We start from the raw sequence: 21,774 nt of genomic DNA, 5'->3' as shown, positions 1-21,774 counted from the left end.
ATACGTCGCACGCCACGTGGCTCGACGCTGTGGACATGGTTGCGCCGTCGGCCAGCATGATTCGATGCGGCGTCGGCGTCTTGGGCCGTGTTCCACGCGATGTGCGCGGTCGAGGGGCTCCCTAAAGGTGTGGAGACTTCTAGCTCTGTCGAGCCAGGGCAGACCCCCGCGGACGTTCGCGACGGTGCGGTTCAGCCGCGTGAAGGATTGCCGGGTGCGACGCCGGAAGGACGACGAGTCCTGATGGTGCTGACGGCAGCGGTGGCTGTGCTCGGGCTTTCGGCGTTCACGTTGTCCTTCGATGCGCTGCGCTACTTGGCGGTGGCAGCCGGGGTGAATGGGCGGCTTGCGTGGCTGTGGCCGTTGATCGTGGATGGGTTCATCTGCGTGGCCACGGTCGCGGCCGTCCTGCTGCGACCGCGGGGTTGGCGTATCGCCTGGTATCCGTGGGCCACGTTGACGGCGGCCGCGTTCGTGAGTGTGTCGGGCAACGCGTTGCATGCGCGCACGCACGCTGACCTCACCGTGGTGAGTCTGTCGACGGCGGCTCTGGTCAGCGCGGTCCCGGCGATCGCGCTGCTGCTGGCTTCGCACATGTTGGTCGTCCTGCTGGCGCCGCCGTCCCAGCGATCAGTGAGCGCGTCGGCGCATCGTGTCGCGCCAGTGTCGACACTGCAGTCGTCACGTTCAGGGGTGGACTCCCGGCCAGGCGGCGGAGCCGGATCGCAACGGCCGACGGCGGAGGAGCTGCGCGCGTGGATCGAAGCCGTGACCACGTCCGGCTCGGCGGTGACGGGCGCGATGGTGGCCGAGCACTTCGGCGTGTCCTCGGCGACGGGGCGGCGGTGGTTGCAGGCCGTGCGACGTACCGAGGGCGCGACCCTGAGCCCGGCCTCAGCAGTCAGCGGCGTGCGCGAATATGTCCCCGACGGCTCCGTCGTGAACGCGGCTTCCAACGGTGCCCACCGAGCCGAGGCGCCGCCGTAGCCGGCCTGACACGCGCGATCGAGCACGGCACGGAACGGGGAGAATCCGCGGGTTCGCGACGGTCGGACGATCTTTGATTTCGGTGTGGCCCCTTGTGCTGTCAAAGAAGACGGGCCACCATACTTTATGTGGGTTGACTATCTGAAATGAAGCAATGTTCGGAAATGTCATCTCGACGGTGACACACGTTTCTGCCGGATGTTGCGTTGGATGGCCTGTGGCGGAGGGTGTCGATGAGCAAGGGGAGACGGAAGCGACAGACGGACTCGTATACAGCGGCGGGCCGCGGTAGCAACAGGCCAGGGCCGCGCGTATGAGCACGACTATTGATGAGAAGTCCGCGAATAGGCGAGCGAAGCTACGCGTCGGTAGGCCGTCTACGCAGCGCGTTTTGCATGAGCCACGGGTGCGTTACACGCGACGCAAAGGTGTGATCGGGCTGGCGTTGGGGCTACTTGCACTGGGCGGCGGTGGTGCGTATCAGTTGGCGCAGTCGCTGGGCGACACGGTGGACGTGATTGCACTCGCCGCCGACGTGCCACGTGGCGAAGCGATCCAGGCATCGGACCTCACCATCGCCTCGGTCAACCCGGACGCAGCTCTGACACCGATCCCGGCTGGCGAGGCCGCCGAGGTCGCCGGTCAGCGGGCGGCCGCGGATCTCAGTGCGGGCAGCATTCTCACCCCTGCTGCGGTAACCGCTGCGGTCGTTCCCGCGGTCGGCGATTCTGTGGTCGGCGTCGCGGTGACGCCGCAGCAGCTTCCGACCGAGCCTCTGATTCCGGGTGACCGGGTCCGGGTGGTGAGCACCCCGAATCCGGGTGATGACCCACCCGAGGCAGCACCGGAGGCGATCGAGGCGACCGTGCTCAGCGTCGAGCCGATCGACACCGGCTTCGTGATGGTGAACGTGATCGTCGATGCCGCGACCGGGGCGGAGTTGGCCGCGCGGGTGGCGACGGGCCGGGTCGGGATCGTGTTGGACTCGCGCGAGCACGGGCCAGGCCAATGACGATGCTCGTCTTGACTTCTACCCGCGGCGCGCCTGGCGTCACCACGTCCGCGCTGGCGTTGACGTTAATGTGGCCCAGGTCCGCGATTTTGGTCGAGGCGGATGTGTCCGGGTCGAGCAGCATCAAGGCCGGACATTTCCGCGGACAGCTGGGCGCGCGGCCCAACATCGGTCAGCTGGTCGTGGCCCATCGCGGCGGCAACCTGGACATCGACACGCTGCTCGAGGCGGGAATCGTATTCCCGCTGAATCCGGACCGCCGCTTCGTTCCAGGTATGGCCACCGCGGCCCAGCGCGAGGATCTCACGACCGGGTTCTGGATGGGCTTGGCCCAGGCGCTGACGGCGATGACGCGCCGCGACGGTGTCGACGTGATCATCGACGCAGGTCGGCTCGGCATGACCAACGCGCCGACCCCGCTTCTCGACGCGGCCGACCTGATCGCCGTGGTATCGCGGACCCGTCTGGACGACGCCGTTTCGGTCACTGCGAACGCGGCCCTATTGCGGGGAGCCACGGACGTCGCCGTCGACCACGTCGGACTCGTCCTGGTGGGTGAGGGCCGCCCGGTGCGGGGGCAATTCTTCACTGAACGGACCGGATTGCCGGTGTGGGCGTCGTTGGCGTTCGACCCCGCCACTGCCGAGCAGCTCTGCGGCGGGCAGGAGGTACGAAGCGCCAGGAAGCTGGAACTGTCACCGCTCATGCGCAGCGTCCGAAGCGCCATCACTGAACTTGAAGTCGTGGCGGCCCGACGCCGCGAGCTACTCGGTCGCGCGCCGTCGACCGCGGGGCGGGGGGTGCGGCGGAAGTGACTGGCGATTTCGCAGACTTGCCCATCTTTGCCGACGACGAACCGGCCATGCGCACCACGAACGGAAACGGGCGCGGCCCCAACCGCGATCGCGCCTCGGCGGCTTCTCTCACCGCTGGCCTCGGTCCCACACAGGGAACGAACAGGCCGGACACAGGATGGGCAGCGCCGGAGAGGACACGAGCGAACGGCATCGACTGGCAGCTGGTGCGGCGATTCCAGGATGAGGTATCCGAGCGCCTCGCCCGGGTCGACGGCGTGGGCAGTGAGGAGCGTCGACGCCGTGTCGGACGCGAGATCATCTCCGAGGTCCTGCGCGAGCACTTGGACGACGCGTATCAGGACAAACGAGCATTGGGTCAACCGGGCGTCACGCCGGAGAGCGAGCCCGCGTACGCCGACGCCGTATTCAACGCCGTGTTCGGGCTGGGGCGACTGCAACCCCTGATCGATGACACGACGCTGGAGAACATCGAAGTGTACGGCGCAGAGAAGGTGGAGGTGGTGGACCACCGAGGGCGTCGGCGCACGCTCCCGCCGATCGCCGACACCGAGGACGAACTGGTGGCGATGCTGGCCCGGCTGGCCGCCCGCGGCGGCGCGGGGGAGCGCACATTCACCGAGGCCACCCCGACGCTGCACCTCACCCTCGCCGGCGGGCACCGGTTGGCGGCGACGGGATGGGTCACCGGCCAGACTGTGTGCACCATCCGGAGGCATCGCCTGATCGATCTCGGCCTTGACGATTTGCTGGAGTATGACACGTTTCCCCGCGAAGTGGCCGAGTTCTTAGCGGCGGCAGTGCGGGCGAAACGCTCGATCGTGGTGACCGGGAACATGGACACCGGCAAGACCACCCTGGTGCGGGCGCTGGCGAACGAGATCCCGCCTGGCGAGAAGCTCATCACGATCGAGACTGAGTACGAGCTGCATTTGGACAAGCTCCCCGATCGGCATCATCGCGTGATCGCGTTCCAATACCGGCCCGGCTCCGGAGAGCTCGGCCCGGACGGCCGACAGTTGGGCGAGTACACGCTCGAGCGCGCCGGGTACGACGCGCTGCGGCACAACGGCGACCGGGTCATCGTCGGCGAGGTCCGCGGCCCGGAGATCCTGCAGATGTTCGAGGCGATGCAGGCCGGCTCCGGCACGCTATCGACGATTCACGCGAACTCGGCCCGAGCCGCGATTGAGCGGATGGTGACCTGCGCGATTAAGGTTGGCGGGCATATCCAGGAGTGGGCCTACCGGCAGATCGCCGAGCATATCGACTTGATCGTGCACCTGGACAAGCGCGACATCACCGCGGACGACGGCCGGCGGCGCCGTCAGCGGCAAGTGTGCGAAGTCGTCGCCATCACCCCGGGAGAAGACCGACATCCCGCGGTCACGGACGTGTTCCGCCGCGCCCCGTCCGGCGAGGTGATCGTCGGCCATATGCCGGACTGGGTTGCTGACTTGGCGGAGCACGGCTACAGCCCGCCGGTACCGAGGGGAGGGGCACTGTGAACCCCCTGCTGGCCGCGCTGTGCGCGATGTGTCTACTCGGTGGACTCATGACTCTTGCCGTCGGGCTTGCCCGCGTCCCGGTCGACAGGGCCAAGCCGGCGTTGACGTGGAGACACCGTGCGCGCCGTCTGGCCGGTGCGACGGCTGGGCAGCGTCGCTGTCGTGCCGTGTACGCGGGTGCCGTGCTGGTCGGAGCGATGGCGTGGCTGGCGACTGGGTGGGTGCTCGCTGTCCTCGCCGTTCCGGCTGCGGCCATCGGGCTGCCGTTCCTGCTGCAGACCAGCACCGTCGCGGCGGACAACGCCCGCGTGGAGGCGATGGGGCAGTGGACCGGAGAACTCGCCGCTGTCATCCGCGCCGGTGGCGGGGTCGAGCAGACCATAACCGACAGCTTGGACAACACCCCGGTGCCCATCAGGGACGAGGTTGGACGCCTGGTCAGTCGACTCCACGCCGGCTGGGACACCACCGCGGCGCTGCGCGCCTTCGCCGACGATCTTGACGACCACACCGGCGACAAGATCGCCGCCGCGCTGATCCTCGGCACCCGGCGCCGCGGCCCGCGCCTGGCTAGTTTCCTGACCGACCTCGCCGGCTCCGTGGCCCAGGATGTCGCCGCCCGCCGCGCCATCGACGCCGAGCGGGCCAAGCTGCGCTCCACCGCACGCACCGTCACGGCCATCACGGCCGTCGGGATCGCAGCGTTGCTGCTCACCCCGTACGCCGACTTCTACCGCACTGCTACCGGGCAGCTCGTGCTCACCGGATTGCTCGGCCTGTATGCCGGCTGCCTGGTCTGGCTCAGGCATGTCACGACTCCTCCACGGCAGCCACGCATGCTCACCCCCGCCGTGACGCCCTCCGCAGGGGTCACGAAAGCGGGTCTGACATGGTGACCTTGATCGTGGCCTGCGGCATGGTCGCCGGCGCCGGGCTAGCGCTGCTGATCCGCGAGTACGTACCTCGCCAGCCTCACCCCGGCGATGCCATCGCCCGCCTCACCGGCGCAGCACCTACTTACACCGTCGCGGCTACCGACGGTAGCGTCGCCGACCGCCTCGGCCGACGCATGGCCGCCGTCGCGGGAACGTGGACTGCGTTGCGGATCCCACACAACGATCTTGAACTGTTGCGCATCCCGGTCACCCGGTTCATCGGCGAGAAGATCATCTTCGCGTTCATTGGGCTTGCAACGCCCGCCGCTGCCGCAGCCAGCATGAGCGTGTTCGGCACCGCCCCGCCGGTAGCTATCCCATCGGTGGCCGGGCTCGTCCTGGCAGTCGTGGCCTCGTACGTGCCGAACTACAACGTCGCCGAACAGGCACGCACCGCACGCGCCGAGTTCGACCGGACGATGACCTCCTACGTCGACCTTGTCGCCATGGACCTTGCCGCAGGTGTCGGTCTGCATCAAGCCATGCACGACGCAGCCCACGTCGCCGACTCCTGGGTATTCCACCGGCTGCGCCACGAGCTCGCCCGAGCCGAACTGAATGACCGGCAACCCTGGGACGCGCTACGCGCCGTCGGCGAGGACCTACGCCTACCCAGTCTCACCAAGACCGCGACCGTCGTCGCCCTCGCCGGAAACAAGGGCGCCAGCATCGTCGACGTGCTGCGCGACCGCGCCACCGGCATGCGGGACGAGCAGCTCAACCTCGACAAGGCCCGAGCCGGCGCGCGCACCGAACGCGCCACTGTACCGGTCTCCATGACGACGATCGTGTTCTTGACCATCCTGATCGTCCCCATGATCACCCAAACCGTCTAGCACACGCAGGAGGCCACCAACCCCCGACACCGACAACCAGGGCAAGAAACACGACCCTTCTAGAAGTCCTGATGGAGGAACGAATGCCATGAACACACTCGGCATATACGCAGGCGCATGGCTAAACGCCTTACTCACGCACGCGCGCCAGACGGGCAGTACCCGCGCCGTCCGACGTGAACGCGGCTCGCTCTCCACCGAACAAGCCATTCTCACCGCAGCACTCGTCGTACTCGCCGCACTCGTCGTTGGGTGGATTACTTCGGCGGTCATGTCTAACGAAAGCGACATCACACCCTGACGACGCTTGGGCCAGGGTTAGCACCGGGAGCCGATATGCGCAGATATGGCCAACGCGAGCGGGGATCGCTCACGGTGGAAATGGTACTGCTCATGCCTGTTGTCCTGCTGATGATCTGGTTGATCGTGCAGGGCGGGCTGTGGTGGCACGCTCGCAACGTTGCGCTCGGAGGTGCACAAGAAGGCGCCCGCGCGGCCTCAGCGCAAACTCGCGCCGACGGGGCCGCCCGCGCCACCGAGTTCATCACCCGTGCTGGCGGATTGGACATCGACACCGTCGCCCAGACCAGCGACGGCGACACCGTCACCATCACCGTGACCGGCCGCTCTCCGTCGCTGATCCCCGGTATGGACCTGAGCGTCACCGAATCGTCGACCGCGCCGCTGAAGGGCTGGACCACGCCGTGACGTCCGCCGCAGCGCAACCGCAGCCAGGCCGCCGCCGAGGACGGCCTGGCCACGATCGTGGCTCGGCGACCGTCGAGTTCGCCGTCGGCGCCCCGGCGCTCCTGCTCATCGTGGCGGTGCTGGCCCTGGCAGGACGCGTCACCGGCGACGCCAACGCTGTCGAGCAGGCCGCGGCCGATGCTGCGCGAGCCGCGTCACTGGCGCGCAGCCCGGCTGCCGCCGTCAGTGCCGCGTATGAGACAGCAACCATGGCGCTGGCCGATCGAGGAACGACCTGCAGATCCACCACGATCGATGTCGACACCGCCGGCTTCCACGCTCCAGCTGGCGAGCACGCCACCGTCAGTGTGACGATCACCTGCCCCATTCAGGTCATGGACCTACCCATCCCGGGCATGACCGCACGCACAGCGACCAAGACGGCCATCAGTCCCATCGACACCTACCGGACACGATGATGACGACGAGACCACGAAACACGCCCGAGCGGGGATCGATCACCGCAATGCTCGCCGTCCTCGCCGTCGCCCTCATCGCCGTCATCGGCCTGGTGTACGACGGCGGCTCGAAGATCGCGGCGATGCAGCGCGCCGACAACGCTGCGGCCGAGGCCGCACGAGCTGCCGGTCAGTACATCACCGGCGCTGACCTAATCGGCGGAACAGGACTCGACCGCACCGCAGCCATCGCGGCCGCCCACACCTACCTCGCCGAGGCCGGCGTCAACGGCAACGTATCGATCAGCGGCGACCTGATCACCGTCACGACCACCACCACCGAGGCCACGGTGTTCTTGTCGATCATCGGGATCACCAGCGTCGCCGGAGAAGGTCAAGCTACCGTGCGGATCACCGAAGGCCTCTAGACCAAGGACGGACGGCGATATGACACCACGAATGCACCTTCCTTTCGCCCTCGCCGGCATCGCCGCCGTCGTGCTTGCAGCCTGCACAAGCGACGACGACGGCGACCCAATCGCCGAACCCACCGAGACAACCGGCGAGCCGACCACGCCACCGCTGACCTCCCCGCCCACCCCGAGTCCAGAGGAACGAGCAGCCGAGGACATCAAGTCGGTTTTCAACGAGCTCATCGCTGCGTGGGACGACGCCCGGATGAACACGTCCGACTACGCGTCGGAGAACCCGACCTGGGCGACCGAGCTGGTCTTGGATTGGCCGGCCGACATGGGCGCGCAAGATGACCTCGCGAGCTGGCTAGGTGCCTGGGGTCGCAGCGACATAGAGCAAGTCGGTGAGACGGTCATCGCCACGCACGAGATCAGCGACGTTGAGCTCTCTGACGACGGTGAGCCAGTCAGCGCCACGTCGCGGGCGTGCCTGGACATGACAGAGCTGAAGGCGGTCGACTATGACGGCAATCCGTACGAGCCGCCCAGCGAGCCGGCCCAGTACCAGAGCTGGGACATGACCTGGAACTACCTCCCGCCGGAGCCAGGCTGGACACTTCTCGAGATCGATCTCACACTGAATGAGCCATGCTCACCATGACTGGTCGGCTACAGATCCTCATCGTGAGCGGTGGCCTCGTTCTCGCGGCGCCCGGCATCGCATGGGCGTCCGGACAACCTCCGGACGTAGGCGACTGCCCGGAGGGAACCAGCTGGAACGGCTGGGCGTGCGTCCCGGACAACGAGGACCCGGACGGCCCGGCCTGCAACATCGATGGTTACGTCTTCCTCGAGGAGTTGGACAACCGATGGCTCAGGGCCGCCACCGACGACGAAGCGGACTGGTTCCGACCAGGCGGACCGCCCCTGTTCCAAGGAATCTGGGAGGACTATCCCAACGGTTGGATCTACCACTGGATACGCCTCAACGGCATCTCCGAGCCCAACTGTGGCTACGACGAAGGCGGATGGATGTGGCTAGCGGAAAGTCCGATCGGTCCGCCGCCCGTCGACCCGGAACAGCTGGCACAGGAGATCCTCGACGACTTCGGCCTGGAGCCAGCCGAGGTCGGTATCGCACCGACACCGATAGATGAAGACCCAGACTCTATGGGTTTGGTGGGTGCGCCGGTCTGGATGTGGGTCGAGAACCCGTCGCCGCAAACGTGGGGCCCGATTACGGGCGAGGCGTCCGAGGGTGGAGTCACCGTGACCGTGACGGCCGAGGCCGACGAGGCCGTGTGGGACATGGGGGATGGACGTTCCCACACCTGTGTCGAGCCGGGGACGGCGTACAGCGCGGAGATGGGGGTGCGGGAGTCGCCGTCCTGTGGCCATATGTACCAGCGCACCAGCCGGGGAGAGCCGGATCGGGCATACACGGTCAGCGTGACCACACACTGGACGGCCACCTGGGAAGCCTCCACCGGCGAAACCGGGACTCTCGACGTCGACCCACTCACCACAAGTGCTCGCATCCGCATCGGCGAACGCCAACTGATCGAACAAGGGTAGACGCGCGACGAGGAAGAACGGAGTTACCAGGCGGAACGGTCGGTACAGGGAAAGGGCAACAGGTGAACCTTCGTAGGCCGAATCGAGGCAGGCGAGTGGCCGAGGTCGCGCGTGGCCTTCTTGCGTTCTTCGTGTTGCTCTGTCTGCTCGCAGGCGTTCCCTACGGGCTGTGGCTCATCGACGGGTGGCCCTGGTCGTCGAACTTGGTCAGCCTCGATGAGATCACATCCGTTCCGACGACTCCTGACGACGGCAGCCTGTTCGTGGCCACCCTGACGGTGCTGGGATGGATCGGCTGGTTGACCTTCGCCATCGCCGTCGTCGTCGAGATTCCCGCCGTTGTACGGGGAGTGCGAGCACCACGCATACCCACGCTGGGGCCACAACAACGAGCAGCGGCAATGTTGATCTCCGCCGTGATCGGAATCAGCGTCGGGTCGGCCACCATGGCGGGCTCGGCACCAGCCGCCGCTTCCGCATCCACCGTGGACGACTGGCGACCCGTACCGACGGCACCAGCTGACACCGACGACGATGACGCACCGGCCCCCGATGGACCCCCAAGTCCACACGCCTACGACGAACCACGCCAGCCGGACCACACGACCTACGTGGTCGAATCCGGGGACACGCTGTGGGACATCGCCGACGACCATCTCCACGATCCGACCCGGTACCCAGAGATCGCCGAAGCCTCAGCCGACACCATCCAGCCCGACGGGCGACGACTCACCGACCCCGACCTGATCTACCCCGGCTGGGAACTCACCATCCCACCTGACACACATGTCGCGGAAGAAGTGCTGCCCGACTCCGGTCGACGCGGCACCGACGCCACGAAACCATCGCGAGCCGACGAACCGGTCGTTGACGCCGCCCAGGACACGTCTGAACGCAATATCCCCGAAGGACGAGATGTCGCAAACGCGAATAGCGGCGCCGAGCCTGGGCACGACCGACAGACCGATACGGCCCGGTTCGGCCACCATGGCGACGCCCAAGACGCCACCACAGGCTCGACGACGGACGGCTACTCCGTCGAGCATCGTCTCGCGGCGGATCCGGCCGCAGCATCGCCGACGGACAGCGATATTGACGACGGCGGCCCTAGCAGCCTGGTCAGGACGACTGCTGGGATCGGCTCGTTCCTTGCCGCCGGCGTGATCACGCTGCTCACCGCCCGACGGGTGCTGCAGCAGCGCCGACGCAAGTACGGCCAACGCGTGCCCGGCCCCCAACCGGACGCCGCCGCGGCCGAAGCCGAACTGCGCCACGTCGGCGATCCTGCGAGCGTGGCCCTGGTGGACCGTGCCCTGCGGACATTAGCTCGCGGCATGGCCACGGATCGCCAGGCGCTGCCCGCGTTGCGTGCGGTTCGGGTGTGCCGTGATCAGATCGAGCTGTATCTGGCCGAACCCGCCGAACTTCCAGCGCCGTTTTCCGGCAGCAGCGACGGCACCGTATGGGCCTTGACCAGCGCCGCCGAGGAGGCGCTCGACAAGACTGGCGAGTGGCCAGCGCCGTTTCCCAGTCTGGTCACTGTTGGCCATGACTTTGACGGTGCGCACGTCATGCTCGACCTGGAACACGTCGGCACGCTGCGTGTCTGCGGCGACGACGCGTGTGCGCGTGCGTTCATGACCGCTCTCGCGGCCGAATACGCCCTGAGTAGGTGGGCGGACGACGTCCAAGTCACCCTCATCGGAGCGCACCCCGATCTGGAGGCCATGCACACCGGTCGGGTTCGCCACGTCACCGACATTGATCACCTCCTGCGCTCGCTCGCGATGCGCGCCGCCGCCGACCGGGACCTGTCGACACAGTCCGCGGTCGATGACGTCTCCGGCGCGCGGGTGGCACAGAAAGCTGAAGCGATATGGACACCGGAAATCCTCCTCATCGCGACACCGCTGACCACTGCTCAACGTGACCGACTCACAGCGCTGGTGGATCAACGTCCCCGGCTGGCTATCGCGGCCGTCACGACCGACATGGAAATGCCGGCGGACTGGACACTACGGATCAACGGTGCGGACGATGCTCTGCTCGAACCTCTCGGTGTCGCTCTGCGTCCACAGCAACTCAACGACATCATGTACACGCACATCGTCGGACTCCTCTCGTCGGCCGACGCCGACCCTGTCGGCGCCGTCACTCCCGAACTTGCTCTGCGTGACGTCCCGAGCGCCGGCACCGCACCGACCACGCTGCCGTACGCCGACGCCGACGACCACCGCGGAAACGGTCACACCGGCGGACACGACACGATGCCATCCGCGGTGGAGACTGCCCACGAACAGCCGCCGACGGAAACGCGGCCGGCTGAACCGGGTCTGCAGACGCAGCATCCCCGCGTGCTGCTGCTCGGCGAACCAGACGTCGTCGGCGCGACTGGGCCGCTGGATCCGACCAAGCGAGGACAAGCCGTCCAGGTCGCCGCCTACCTGTCGCTGCGTCCGGCGCGCAGCATCCACGCTATGGATGAGGCGATCTGGCCGGCCAGCCGAACGCCGAAGACCCGGGCTGTAGCCGTGTCCACGCTGCGGCGCTGGCTGGGAACCCACCCCTCGGGAGCGGCGTACCTGCCTCACGCCACCGACAGGTACGAACTCCATGCCGACATTCGATCTGACTGGCACGACTGGTGCGAGCTACTTGCAGACGGACCTGAAGGGGCCAGCATTGAGGCGCTGCAACGGGCTCTTGGGCTGGTGCGCGCCCGTCCGTTCAGTGGTGTGCGCAGCCGATCCTATGCGTGGGCGGACATGTACGCGCAGGAGATGATCGCCGCCATCGTCGACGCCGCCCATGAGCTTGCCGAACGCGCACTCAAGGCGGGGGATTTCCGGGCCGCGCAGACGGCAGCCGTACGCGGGCTCGACATCGAGCCGGGTTCTGAGCTGTTGTGGAGGGACCGACTCAAGGCCGAGGTACGTCTCGGCACGCGCGCTAGCGCACTGGCGTTGATCGCTCGGCTACGCGATCTGGCCGACGAGCTCGGCGGGGACCTCGAAGAAGACACCGTGGCGCTGATCGAACAGATTGAGAATCCCGTCAGTGCGAAGTACGCGGGGTGAGTCATCGCTTCCGATTCAGCCGCAGCGCGCGTACGCTTCATATGCGCTACACTCGGGAGTGGAATGAGACGGAGGTGGAGTCGTGGCCAGAAGCACGTCGTTCCGCATTGATGATGCCGCCAGACAACGCCTGGCAGTCCGCGCCGCCCGTGACGGGGTGAGCGCCACGGCGTTGTTGGAGCGGCTCATCGTCGAGGGCGTGGATCAACTCGACTATCCCGGCATCATCTTCAGGGGCCCGGCGCACGACCGACGCGCCGCGTTGGCCGCCGGCCCGGATGTGTGGGAGATCATCGCACGCCTGCGCGAACTGGACGGCAGCCAAGAGCAGCGCATCGCCACCCTGGCCGCGGAGTCGGACCTGCACCCACGGTTGATCCGTATCGCCATCGACTATGCGGCCGAGAACGCCGACGAGATCCGCGAGCGGGTCGAACGCAACCGCGCGATGGCCGAACACAGTCAGCGCGCTGCGCACCAGCGTGAGGCACTGCTTGCGTGAACGCGTTTCTCATCGACGAGATGTTCCCGCCGGCCGCGGCCGAACTGTTGCGCGAGAGTCACGGTCACGATGCCGTGCACGTCTTCGACGTCGGGCTACAAGCAGCCGATGATGCCCAGGTCGCCGCGCTGGCCCGCGCGGAAGGGCGTGCCGTCGTCACCGAGAACGTCGTCGACTTCTCTATTGAACGTGACGTCGTGTTGGTGTTCGTATTGAAGCGGAACCTCCCGGCCGGCGGCGCGCAGGCCGCCGGCCTCGCGAAGATCCTCGACCGCTGGGCACAAGCTAACTCGGACCCCTACCTCGGTCCCCATTGGCCCGCAACGGACTGAGCCGTCGGCATAGGCATACGTCGAAACGCGACTCGTGTCAGGCGTCAATGGACCGGTGTGGATCAGCGGACGTCCGATGCCCGATACGGTACCTATGGGTCGCCTCCTGGTTAGGTCAGTGAGGCGACCAAGGGGCCGTCACAGAGTTGGCGCTCTGCGACGGCCCCGCCCCTGCGGGGGTGCTGGACCCACGCGAGTCATCAGCAGTATGCGGTTATCACAGCTGCGAGCCGTCCTTAGCGGCGCCCGCTAAGGACGCCAAGGGGAACGTCATCGTGTGCACGGATACGCTCGGCGAGTGGGTGAACCAGTGGCCGAGGTCGACCGGATCAAGTCGATTGCAGACCCGGTGCAGCGGGCTCTCGAAGTCGCCAGGATGGAGGACGAGCTCGCTGAAGTTCACGCCGAGCTGCGCAGCGTCCGTCGCGCCGCCGTGCTCGAGCTGCGGCAGGCAGGCTGGTCTCATCGCCAGATCGGTGAAGCGCTCGGCATCCACCCCAACCGTGCACAGCAGATCGCCGAAGGTCGTTCACGGTGAAAGCGAAACCCCGACGGCGGTTTCGAAAGGAAGTCTTCTAACGACGGTCGGCGACGAAGTCGACGTGTACCTGGCGGACCGTCGGGTACCGCTCAGCGAAGCAACGGTGGGTTCACCGTCCCGCTGCCGGGTGGGCAGCAACATGCGTTTGCGCGGGGATTTGCCGACGTCGCCGGTGGGCGTGACGCACACCCAGCGTGGACCTGGAAGCCGACCGCGTGCGCGTTCACAAGTTCTGAACAGCTGAGGGTGGAACCAAGCGTAGCTGCTGCTGCTCCCTGTGGTCTCGGGCTGCGGCGTACAACCCGCCGGCAGTCGGCGGCACGACATGGGCCGGGCCGCCACCATGTGCCAAGCCCGCGTCGCCCCGGAGTAGAGCGTCACACGTGGGCGCCATGACGGGCGTCGCCAAATACTTGATACCTGGCGTGCGTTGGAGCCAGTCCTCAGTTTGCCGTGGAAAATCGTGCTGCCTCTAGATCAACTTGGCAACCTTAGCGGCCGCCGCTAAGCTCGACCTTGTCGCCCACACAACCGGTTCAACACCGCCGTGGCGCTCGTCTTTGCGGTGCGAACAACTGAATAGGCCGACAGACCGTCGCGTAGCGCCTACTCCGTGGCGGCTCTTGAAACCCTCACTGACCTAACCAGGAGGAGACCACGATGAGTCATATACCTGTTCCGAGGCATGCCGCGCTCGACAGACTGGGCGCTCTCTCCTTGCACCACGCCGCGGACGCCAAACCCCAACGTGTTCTGCCGTGCGGAGGAGAGGCCTGATGTACATGGCGACCATCCGCACGCTCCCGGTGCGCGACCTGAAAATCGAGAGCTCTGACGGTGAGCTCGTCACCTACAGCGTGCTCGATGAGAACGAGGATCCCGACGCCGCCCTGGCCCGGCTCGGCCTCGAACCGTTCGGCCCGCGTTACCGCCTCGACAAAGGCCCTGACCGCGGCTTCGCCGTCAGCGTCCAACCCAGACTGGACGAGATCTTCGGACCGAACCCGCTGATCGCCCTCGACATGTTCCACCGCAAGGTCTCCGTGCGGGTAGACGACTGTGTGACACGCATCGACCAAACCGATGCCGCCCAGGCCGCCGAAGCACTCGCACGAGCCGCCGCGGAGAAGGCATGGAAGTTCGCCGACGAACCGACGCGTGTGACCTGGATCCGTGCCGACCACGAAACGCCCAAGCTCGTCCGTTGGTGCGGCGAGACGGGACCGCACGCGCTGCATCTCGTGCGCCTGTTCCAAGCACCTGTGTTCTCTCCCGAGCCGGGAGGCGCGACGCATCTAGGTCTGATGATCTCCGGACCCACGACTGCCGGTCGGCGTCGCGAATCGGCTGTACTGAACCAGACAGTCATCATTCCCTGGTCGACCGTACGTGCCCTCGGGTGCGTCATGATCGACGCCGATCGCGGTTGTGCGAGTGGCTCATGACTGGGGAGCACGACCAGCAGAGTTGGCGGGATGCGCTCACAGAGTGGGAGCGCATAGACACCCCCGGCTACTTGTACTTGCAGGCGGCGGACTTCATCGCTGAGCGCATTGAATCAGGGATACTTCCCCGTGGTGCGCGCCTGCCGGGCGAGAAGGACTTTGCCTTGATGCTAGACGTCTCGATCGGCACAATTCGGCGGGCCACGGATGAACTTCGCGAGCGCGGGCTAGTGATCACGCTGCCGGCCAAGGGCAACTTCATCGCCACGCCCCGAGACCGTGCTCGTGGCGGCCAGCACCGCTCAGCAGAAGCGGTGTGTACGCACGATCCCTCCATAAACACCATAGGCCGGTGAACCCATGACCAACAGCACAAGAGTTGGGCCTTTCGATCCGAACCGTGGCGAGCCTGACTTCGTCTACCGCAAGCTCGCCGAGCATCTCGCGACGAGGATCCAGACCGGCGAGCTGGGCCCGGGTGTCTTCCTCAGCGAGGCTGACCTCGCCTTGGAGTATCAGGTGTCCATTCCCACCGTCGGTTCGCGGTTGCTGAGCTCACCACGTTCCACCTGGTGGAGGATATGTGCGTCGTCAACGGCCCTGGAGTGGCTACAGCCACGGCAGCCGCTGGCGACACGGACGGCTCAACCCCTCTGACCGGTGCGCAGATCTACGCTGACCTACAGCCAACCGACCGGTGGGAGGTCGTCTATGCCAACGACGGCACGGTGCAGATCGTGGGCACACACGGCGACGTAGTGGCGAGCACATGCCCTCTGGACGGGGAGGCCCTGATCGACGCAGCCATCCGCCTTGGTGCCCGGCCTGTCGGGCCGGAGTGCCACAACGATCGGGGAATCTACACCCGTGCGCAGCCGGCGTGGGACCCCGTCGTGATCGCCGGTCTCGGCGTGGCAGCCAACCCGCTCACCCGCGCGGTCTCATTGATCATCATCGACCGTGTCGTGGAGTTGGATACCGAAGCCGCCCGTGACCTGGCCGACGCGGTCAACGAACAAGCCGACATCGCAGACGACATGCCGACACAGCCGCGCCGCCACGACCAGGATGAGGAGACGAAGCCATGACCACTACAACCCGTGCCCTGGACATCGTGCCCGGAGCCCACGTCGTCATGCACGACGGAGACCCCGACAAGGTCGCCGAGGTCGTGGAGCGCCTGGATGAGTGCCCGAACGAGGGCTGCACAGCACGCGCAGTGCGCATCCGCCACCTCGACACCGGCCAGATCGAGACCCGCCACACCAGCGACGTCACCGTGCACGGCACGCGCGTCGACGCCTCGCTCGGCGACGACCTGGCCGTGTGGGTCCACTTCGGCACCCGCCCGGTGATCACTGTGGTCACCGGGCGAGAAGATCCACCGGTTGCCCACACCTACAACGACTGCCAAGCCCGCCAACTCGCCGAGGACCTGACTCTCGCCGCCGACGAACTAGACCTGTACGGCGCCAACACGCACCCTGTTCAGCGCCCGCACGTCACGCCGGGGGCGCTGGTCACCCTGGAGCGCTGCAGCGATAACCAAGTCGCCCGTGTCGTGGAAACGGTGGACACCTGCCCCAGCCAAGGCTGTACCGCAGCCGCGGTCCGCGTCCAACGCGTACGCGGCTTCGACGACTGGAAGGGCAATCTCGCGATCTGGCACATTGACGAGGCCGTGCTGCTGCGACAACGCGCGAGCACCGACTACTACGTCGTCGACACCGTGTTCACCGCGACACCGGTGATAGAGATGCGTCTCACCACCCAGCGGCCCCGCACTTTCGTCTTCGACGGCTGCCGCGCTCGCCGGCTCGCCAACGCTCTCACCTGCGCTGGCGACCTCGCCCGGAACCACCACAACCCGCCCAGCGACGACCAGACCCGCCGGGAACAGCACCAGTCCTACTAAATCCCCAAGCTCAGCGTGATGAGAGCCACTGTGGATGCTGCCGTGGAAGCCGAGGGAGCACCACTCGTCTAAGGAGCGCACATGTACACGGCTGATGTGGACCTCGATGCCAGCCCGCGTCGCATGGAGATCTCAGACGAGCACCACAACGTCGTCCGCACCGTCGAGCTGGCCACCGACGAACACATCAACGACGCGCTTGCCCGGGAGCAGCTATATCCGCTCGGGGTCGAGCAGGAAAACGAACGTCATGTGCGGATCACCGTCCTGCCGCGCTTGGACCGCAGCGCAGACGGCCCATTCAGTATCGCGATCGACATGTTCGCTCAGAAGATCATTGCCTCGTTCGGCGACACCGCAGCCACGTTCGACATCGATCAGGCCAACTCCGTCGGTGTGATGCTCGTCGACACTGCAAGGCATGCGGAATTGGTCTTCGCCGGTAACGATGCCCGCTACGTGGCCTGGCTGAACTTCGAACGCAGCCCCGCCCTGGTCGTCAAAGCCATCACCCCGGATGAGCAACTGCCCTGGACCATCGATGAGTGGCAGATCGACTGGGTCGGTGACCTCAGCCGCGCCGACGATGCACTTCACGAGCATGGATGGCACCGACACAGCGAATGGCACCCAACCGTCAAGGGCAAGGTCGCCATCGTCACGCCCACCGAACCGCGCCGACGACACGCAGAGCGCGAAGCGGAACGACGGCGAGGACACGACGTCCCACCTGCGGGGACACGCAGGATCGAGGCACAGGACGACTCGTGATGACGCGCCGGGTTCCGGTGAGGTTGGTGGGTGTCCTATGCCCGGGGTGGACGGCGCTGCCCGCACCGGCCGCGCCGATGTGGCCGGCCGCGCGCAGGGGGACCTCGTCGGCGAGCGCATTGGTGAGGACGCCTTCGACATCAGCACAGCGCGCGACGCATGGCTGGTCGTGGACGCGCTGACGGATCTGGTCGAATGGATCAACGTCGACGCCCGGGTCGACGTGCGGGAAGTGGTCGATCACATTCATCAGCGCATCGCACGTACCCGGTTGCGCCGTAGCACTGGACGAGATCTTGGACGCGTCGGACCCGTACGGGTTCGACGGCTCTGACGCCGCCGACGCCTTGACCGGCCGTGACCTTGATGCATATCTGGCAGACGAGCGCCTCATGCTCGGTCTGCACAAGTTGGACCTGCGCTTCCCTCCCGGCCTGCAGTCGCGCCTGGACGTTCTTCTTGATCAGCAGGACGATAGCGGCCTGAACGCAGCCGAGCGTGGCGAGGCGGCGGGACTGGTCCATCTGGCCGAGTTGCTCAGCGTGCTGCGACTACGCGCACGACGGCTCAGCACCAGCGAAAACACGCCGACGTACACCGAGCACGATTTCGTCATCCTGCGCCATGACCTTCCGGACCATAGACTCGTCCAAGGCGAGATCGGCTCTGTCGTCGGCGTGTACGGATACGGCGCCGGATACGAAGTCGAGCTCACCGGTGCCGGTGAAGCGCGTGTAGTCGTGACCGTCACGGAGAAGGACATCAGGCCCGCTCCTGAACTCAACGTGCCCGACTTGATCCTGAGCAAGCTCAAGTGGTTGAACCAGCGACTGGCACAGGGCCAAGACCTAGCACAACTCCGCTACGTCCGCATCAAAGACGATCCAGTCTTTCGGGGCAAGCACGCTGTCACCGTGATCATACAGCTGCCGGAAAAACCGTCAACAGAAGCGTCGCCCTTTGCAACCAGTGCACGCTACGAGAGGATGATCTCTGAACACCTCAAGCAGCTCGACGTTTCGGACGTGTCGTGCCTACTCCTCACCGCCGACGAGATCACCCCGTTCGGTATCGAGATCTAGCGGCGCGGCCTTGCACCCGATCGAGCGTTACAGGCACCCAGCCCAGCCCAACCATCGCCGTTTCGTGAGACTCTGTCTGACGTGTGCGGGCGCTATGTGGTGGCGATGTCGGTGGATGACATGCTCGAAGAGTTCGACGCCGTAGCAGGGGACACGCGGGATCTGGCACCGTCGTACAACGTGGCCCCAACCGACCGTGTGCCGATTGTGGTCGAGCCCAGTGGTGGGGCGAGCACTCGGGAGTTGCATGCGGCGCGGTGGGGGTTGATTCCGCCGTGGTCGACGGACTTGTCTGGTGCGGCGAAGATGATCAATGCCAGGGTTGAGACTGTCGCCGAGAAGCCTGCGTATCGGGCGGCGATCGCGCGTCGCCGCTGTATCGTACCTGCGAGCGGGTACTACGAGTGGCAGCGTCTGCCCGACGGGCGCAAGCAGCCGTTCTACATCCACCCACCTCAGCGGCCGTTGGTGATGGCCGGTGTGTTCGAGTGGCGGCGCGACCCCCGCCTGCCGGCCGAGGATGTTGACCGTTGGGTGTTATCAACGAGCATACTGACGACGCGGCTCGCTGCTGATCTGGCGCATATCCACGACCGGATGCCGGTGCTGTCGCCCGAGCATGCGTCGGCGTGGCTCGACCGGACCGACGAGGACACGGCGGCGCTGACCGACCTCGTCGTGGGAACCACCGCGAGCGTGGCGGAGGCACTCGCCCCGCGACCAGTCGGAGCCGCAGTGGGCAACGTGCGCATCAACCATCCCGGACTGATCGAACCCTTTGCCGGCGTCGTAACCGGTGTGCGCTGAGCCCGCTCGTGTCGCGCGGTGCGGGGCCCGAGTGGTCGGGTGTATCTCGTGCTGATGTTCGGGGTATCCGAGTGGATGTAGCGGTGATGCCTGTGGGAGGAGGACGTATGCCCGGGCAGGATATCCACACGGTTCCGCATGGTGACGGTTGGGCCAACATCGTCGAGGGTGGGAAGCGCCCGATCAGTACCGCGGCGAGGAAGGCTGAGGCGCGGGAACAAGGTCGCGAGGAGGCCAAGAAGCGCGGCGTCGAGCATTTCATCCACAAGCGGGACGGCACGATCGGGGAGCGCAACACCTATCCGCGTAGCCGAGATCCTAGGCACATCGAGGGCTAGTGGGCTGCGAAATACGATGGCTAACAGCCACTATGCCGTGATCGTGTGTGTGCCGATCCCGGAAGCGAGCATGTCGACATCGTCCTTCGCGGGCAGAGCCCGTCGATGCGCCTGGTGGCCTGCGGAGATGGAGAGTTCTGTTGGCGCGCTTTGCGGCACTGGGCTGCGCGACGACCGCGGCGGCGCTGGGAGAGCACAGAAGTGCTCGCACGCTACCCGTCCGTGGTGACACCGTATATGAACGAGTGACCACTGATGGGCCGGTCGGTGAGGGGTGAGTGTGCGGATGGAGCCGATGTTGGCGACGCTCACCGATGAGTTACCAGCCGGCCCGGGATGGGCGTTCGAGCCGAAATGGGACGGCTATCGTGCGCTGGCCATTGTGGACGGTGACGGGGCGGTTCGCTGGTCAGCCGTCGTGGTAAGCCCATGCAGGATTCGTTCCCGGAGATCGCCACGGCGGTAGGGAAGGCGTTTGCGCCGTTGACGGTGCTGGATGGTGAGATCGTTAGGTGGTCGGAGGGCGGGCGGCTTGATTTCGGCGCGTTGCAGCGTCGCCACCGCGCACGTGGGGCCGAGGCGCGGCGGCGTGCCGGGCAGGAACCGTGTCATTACATCGTCTTTGACCTGTTGCAGCAGGGCGGTGACGATTTGCGACCGCGTCGTCTGGACGAGCGCGGCGGTCGCCTGGAACAACTCGTCATCGCCGGCACGACGGATGCTTCTCGTGTCGTGCTCGGCATGCAGTCTGGCGATGTGGAGGATGCCCGGGTGTGGATGGACGCCTTGGCCGGCGTCGGTGTCGAAGGTGTCGTTGCGAAGCGCTTGGACGGACGGTACGAGCCGGGTCGGCGTTCGTGGTTGAAGGTCAAGCAGTACGCCACCACGGAGTTCGTGATTGGCGGAGTCACCGGGCGCCGTGCAGCGTCCGGAGCATCTGATACTTGGCCGGTGCTCTTCTGCGACTGGCGAGTTGGTGATCGCCGGGCGCACGGTACCGCTCAGCGTGCACGCCGCGGCGCAGGTGGCCTCAGTGATCACGCCGGCAGGCGAGGATCATCCGTGGCCTGCGCAACTTCCACCCGGGTGGAATACGCCGGATCCCACCCCGTGCTTCAGAGTCGAACCGAGCGTGGTGGTGGAAGCGCGGGTGGACACCGCGACGCACGGCATACGCTGGCGTCACGGTGCGCGGTACCTGCGCCTGCGCGCCGATTTGACCCCGGACGACGTCCCGTGCGACCTCGATCTTGAGTGTGGCGGCTAGCAGCTCGGCTGTTCACGCCCGCCGCTGGCGATCATTCGTACCTGTGTTCTAGTTTGGTGGACGTGACGGGGAAGCCTCCACATGTGCTGCTGGAGCAGGCCATCTTGAACGAGCATTGGCCAGCGCATCCCCGCTCGTTCCGGAACCATGAGCCGGGCATCAAGGTTCGCGTCCGGCTGATCTGGGAGAAGGACGGCGAGGAGTACGTGAGAGGTCTCGCCCGTCGGTGGGACGCCGATCACGTGTATGTCGAGATCGACGACCGGCGACGCCACGCTCTCGGTGTGTGGGTCAAACCGGCAGACGTGTACCGCAACAGTAGTGCATAGAGCGGCCGATTGCCTGCCTAGCCTGCTCAGCGTCGATATCGTCGCCGATGCCGGCGTAGAGATCATCACCGGTGTACGTCCCCGGAAATGCGGGGTCGGTTGACTCCACCGTGTATCGACACTGGCATCGACGCCCACCAAG

At 66.3% G+C, this 21,774-nt stretch carries 27 protein-coding genes; all 27 read left to right on the top strand.

The features are described 5' to 3' along the window. Positions 1-243: 243 nt before the first annotated feature. On the top strand, positions 244-987 hold the full coding sequence (locus tag G1H10_RS13475; RefSeq protein WP_163738301.1) for a DUF2637 domain-containing protein: 744 nt from the start codon (positions 244-246) through the stop codon (positions 985-987). Positions 988-1,393: 406 nt separating this feature from the next. Beyond that, positions 1,394-1,999, top strand: coding sequence for an SAF domain-containing protein (locus tag G1H10_RS13470; protein ID WP_163738298.1), 606 nt, complete (start codon positions 1,394-1,396; stop codon positions 1,997-1,999). A gap of 11 nt (positions 2,000-2,010) precedes the next feature. Then, complete coding sequence (locus G1H10_RS13465) at positions 2,011-2,814, top strand: hypothetical protein (protein WP_163738296.1); 804 nt, start codon at positions 2,011-2,013, stop codon at positions 2,812-2,814. A gap of 206 nt (positions 2,815-3,020) precedes the next feature. Continuing rightward, on the top strand, positions 3,021-4,322 hold the full coding sequence (locus G1H10_RS13460; protein WP_163738292.1) for a TadA family conjugal transfer-associated ATPase: 1,302 nt from the start codon (positions 3,021-3,023) through the stop codon (positions 4,320-4,322). Then, a complete protein-coding gene (locus G1H10_RS13455) occupies positions 4,319-5,218 on the top strand; it encodes a type II secretion system F family protein (protein ID WP_216853233.1) in 900 nt (299 codons plus the stop codon). The genes G1H10_RS13460 and G1H10_RS13455 overlap by 4 nt, the downstream gene beginning before the upstream one ends. Continuing rightward, complete coding sequence (locus tag G1H10_RS13450) at positions 5,212-6,093, top strand: type II secretion system F family protein (RefSeq protein WP_163738290.1); 882 nt, start codon at positions 5,212-5,214, stop codon at positions 6,091-6,093. The genes G1H10_RS13455 and G1H10_RS13450 overlap by 7 nt, the downstream gene beginning before the upstream one ends. Positions 6,094-6,429: 336 nt before the next feature. Continuing rightward, positions 6,430-6,801, top strand: a complete 372-nt coding sequence (locus G1H10_RS13445; protein ID WP_281354228.1) for a TadE/TadG family type IV pilus assembly protein — start codon at positions 6,430-6,432, stop codon at positions 6,799-6,801. Then, on the top strand, positions 6,798-7,259 hold the full coding sequence (locus G1H10_RS13440; RefSeq protein WP_163738285.1) for a TadE/TadG family type IV pilus assembly protein: 462 nt from the start codon (positions 6,798-6,800) through the stop codon (positions 7,257-7,259). The genes G1H10_RS13445 and G1H10_RS13440 overlap by 4 nt, the downstream gene beginning before the upstream one ends. Next, complete coding sequence (locus G1H10_RS13435) at positions 7,259-7,666, top strand: pilus assembly protein TadG-related protein (protein ID WP_216853232.1); 408 nt, start codon at positions 7,259-7,261, stop codon at positions 7,664-7,666. The genes G1H10_RS13440 and G1H10_RS13435 overlap by 1 nt, the downstream gene beginning before the upstream one ends. 19 nt (positions 7,667-7,685) lie before the next feature. Continuing rightward, positions 7,686-8,312 carry a hypothetical protein gene (locus G1H10_RS13430; RefSeq protein WP_163738278.1) on the top strand — a complete coding sequence of 209 codons (627 nt, stop codon included), beginning with the start codon at positions 7,686-7,688 and terminating at the stop codon, positions 8,310-8,312. Beyond that, positions 8,300-9,226, top strand: a complete 927-nt coding sequence (locus G1H10_RS13425; RefSeq protein WP_163738275.1) for a hypothetical protein — start codon at positions 8,300-8,302, stop codon at positions 9,224-9,226. The genes G1H10_RS13430 and G1H10_RS13425 overlap by 13 nt, the downstream gene beginning before the upstream one ends. A gap of 95 nt (positions 9,227-9,321) precedes the next feature. Continuing rightward, positions 9,322-12,303, top strand: coding sequence for an AfsR/SARP family transcriptional regulator (locus G1H10_RS13420; RefSeq protein ID WP_163738272.1), 2,982 nt, complete (start codon positions 9,322-9,324; stop codon positions 12,301-12,303). A gap of 82 nt (positions 12,304-12,385) precedes the next feature. Then, complete coding sequence (locus tag G1H10_RS13415) at positions 12,386-12,805, top strand: hypothetical protein (protein ID WP_216853231.1); 420 nt, start codon at positions 12,386-12,388, stop codon at positions 12,803-12,805. Beyond that, positions 12,802-13,137, top strand: coding sequence for a DUF5615 family PIN-like protein (locus G1H10_RS13410; protein WP_163738270.1), 336 nt, complete (start codon positions 12,802-12,804; stop codon positions 13,135-13,137). Before G1H10_RS13415 ends, G1H10_RS13410 begins: the two co-directional genes overlap by 4 nt. Before the next feature lie 310 nt (positions 13,138-13,447). Continuing rightward, positions 13,448-13,675 (top strand): helix-turn-helix domain-containing protein, encoded by a 228-nt coding sequence (locus G1H10_RS13405; protein ID WP_163738266.1) that lies wholly within the window; start codon positions 13,448-13,450, stop codon positions 13,673-13,675. A 779-nt stretch (positions 13,676-14,454) separates the two neighbouring features. Further along, a complete protein-coding gene (locus G1H10_RS13400) occupies positions 14,455-15,123 on the top strand; it encodes a hypothetical protein (protein ID WP_163738263.1) in 669 nt (222 codons plus the stop codon). After that, complete coding sequence (locus G1H10_RS13395) at positions 15,120-15,479, top strand: GntR family transcriptional regulator (RefSeq protein WP_163738261.1); 360 nt, start codon at positions 15,120-15,122, stop codon at positions 15,477-15,479. Before G1H10_RS13400 ends, G1H10_RS13395 begins: the two co-directional genes overlap by 4 nt. Before the next feature lie 4 nt (positions 15,480-15,483). Beyond that, positions 15,484-15,780 (top strand): helix-turn-helix domain-containing protein, encoded by a 297-nt coding sequence (locus tag G1H10_RS13390; RefSeq protein WP_163738258.1) that lies wholly within the window; start codon positions 15,484-15,486, stop codon positions 15,778-15,780. A gap of 80 nt (positions 15,781-15,860) precedes the next feature. After that, a complete protein-coding gene (locus tag G1H10_RS13385; RefSeq protein ID WP_163738255.1) occupies positions 15,861-16,211 on the top strand; it encodes a hypothetical protein in 351 nt (116 codons plus the stop codon). Continuing rightward, positions 16,208-17,038, top strand: a complete 831-nt coding sequence (locus G1H10_RS13380) for a hypothetical protein (protein WP_163738253.1) — start codon at positions 16,208-16,210, stop codon at positions 17,036-17,038. The genes G1H10_RS13385 and G1H10_RS13380 overlap by 4 nt, the downstream gene beginning before the upstream one ends. Before the next feature lie 81 nt (positions 17,039-17,119). Then, positions 17,120-17,809 carry a hypothetical protein gene (locus G1H10_RS13375; RefSeq protein ID WP_163738250.1) on the top strand — a complete coding sequence of 230 codons (690 nt, stop codon included), beginning with the start codon at positions 17,120-17,122 and terminating at the stop codon, positions 17,807-17,809. Positions 17,810-17,846: 37 nt separating this feature from the next. Continuing rightward, positions 17,847-18,143 (top strand): hypothetical protein, encoded by a 297-nt coding sequence (locus G1H10_RS13370; protein WP_163738247.1) that lies wholly within the window; start codon positions 17,847-17,849, stop codon positions 18,141-18,143. Further along, the gene (locus G1H10_RS13365) at positions 18,106-18,891 is read left to right on the top strand and encodes a DUF4926 domain-containing protein (RefSeq protein WP_246219487.1); all 786 of its coding nucleotides are present in this window, start codon (positions 18,106-18,108) and stop codon (positions 18,889-18,891) included. Before G1H10_RS13370 ends, G1H10_RS13365 begins: the two co-directional genes overlap by 38 nt. Before the next feature lie 81 nt (positions 18,892-18,972). Next, positions 18,973-19,698, top strand: coding sequence for an SOS response-associated peptidase (locus G1H10_RS13360; protein WP_163738244.1), 726 nt, complete (start codon positions 18,973-18,975; stop codon positions 19,696-19,698). A 107-nt stretch (positions 19,699-19,805) separates the two neighbouring features. Further along, a complete protein-coding gene (locus G1H10_RS13355; protein ID WP_163738241.1) occupies positions 19,806-20,036 on the top strand; it encodes a DUF2188 domain-containing protein in 231 nt (76 codons plus the stop codon). 429 nt (positions 20,037-20,465) lie between these two features. After that, complete coding sequence (locus tag G1H10_RS35020) at positions 20,466-21,290, top strand: ATP-dependent DNA ligase (protein WP_163738238.1); 825 nt, start codon at positions 20,466-20,468, stop codon at positions 21,288-21,290. A 75-nt stretch (positions 21,291-21,365) separates the two neighbouring features. Then, positions 21,366-21,632, top strand: coding sequence for a hypothetical protein (locus G1H10_RS13345; RefSeq protein ID WP_163738236.1), 267 nt, complete (start codon positions 21,366-21,368; stop codon positions 21,630-21,632). Positions 21,633-21,774: the final 142 nt, after the last annotated feature.

The organism is Phytoactinopolyspora halotolerans (genome assembly GCF_010550675.1).
Classification (GTDB): domain Bacteria; phylum Actinomycetota; class Actinomycetes; order Jiangellales; family Jiangellaceae; genus Phytoactinopolyspora; species Phytoactinopolyspora halotolerans.
The sequence above is the reverse complement of the archived record's forward strand: the minus strand, read 5'-3'. Positions and strand labels throughout refer to the sequence as shown.

What these genes read in the sequence shown, in the direction of transcription:
- G1H10_RS13375 (WP_163738250.1), top strand. Translation starts at nt 17,120, where the DNA reads ATGTACACGGCTGATGTGGACCTCGATGCCAGCCCGCGTCGCATGGAG.
- G1H10_RS35020 (WP_163738238.1), top strand. Translation starts at nt 20,466, where the DNA reads ATGCAGGATTCGTTCCCGGAGATCGCCACGGCGGTAGGGAAGGCGTTT.
- G1H10_RS13445 (WP_281354228.1), top strand. Translation starts at nt 6,430, where the DNA reads ATGCGCAGATATGGCCAACGCGAGCGGGGATCGCTCACGGTGGAAATG.
- G1H10_RS13395 (WP_163738261.1), top strand. Translation starts at nt 15,120, where the DNA reads ATGACTGGGGAGCACGACCAGCAGAGTTGGCGGGATGCGCTCACAGAG.
- G1H10_RS13475 (WP_163738301.1), top strand. Translation starts at nt 244, where the DNA reads ATGGTGCTGACGGCAGCGGTGGCTGTGCTCGGGCTTTCGGCGTTCACG.
- G1H10_RS13430 (WP_163738278.1), top strand. Translation starts at nt 7,686, where the DNA reads ATGACACCACGAATGCACCTTCCTTTCGCCCTCGCCGGCATCGCCGCC.
- G1H10_RS13370 (WP_163738247.1), top strand. Translation starts at nt 17,847, where the DNA reads ATGCCCGGGGTGGACGGCGCTGCCCGCACCGGCCGCGCCGATGTGGCC.
- G1H10_RS13425 (WP_163738275.1), top strand. Translation starts at nt 8,300, where the DNA reads ATGCTCACCATGACTGGTCGGCTACAGATCCTCATCGTGAGCGGTGGC.
- G1H10_RS13380 (WP_163738253.1), top strand. Translation starts at nt 16,208, where the DNA reads ATGACCACTACAACCCGTGCCCTGGACATCGTGCCCGGAGCCCACGTC.
- G1H10_RS13355 (WP_163738241.1), top strand. Translation starts at nt 19,806, where the DNA reads ATGCCCGGGCAGGATATCCACACGGTTCCGCATGGTGACGGTTGGGCC.
- G1H10_RS13400 (WP_163738263.1), top strand. Translation starts at nt 14,455, where the DNA reads ATGTACATGGCGACCATCCGCACGCTCCCGGTGCGCGACCTGAAAATC.
- G1H10_RS13390 (WP_163738258.1), top strand. Translation starts at nt 15,484, where the DNA reads ATGACCAACAGCACAAGAGTTGGGCCTTTCGATCCGAACCGTGGCGAG.
- G1H10_RS13450 (WP_163738290.1), top strand. Translation starts at nt 5,212, where the DNA reads ATGGTGACCTTGATCGTGGCCTGCGGCATGGTCGCCGGCGCCGGGCTA.
- G1H10_RS13435 (WP_216853232.1), top strand. Translation starts at nt 7,259, where the DNA reads ATGACGACGAGACCACGAAACACGCCCGAGCGGGGATCGATCACCGCA.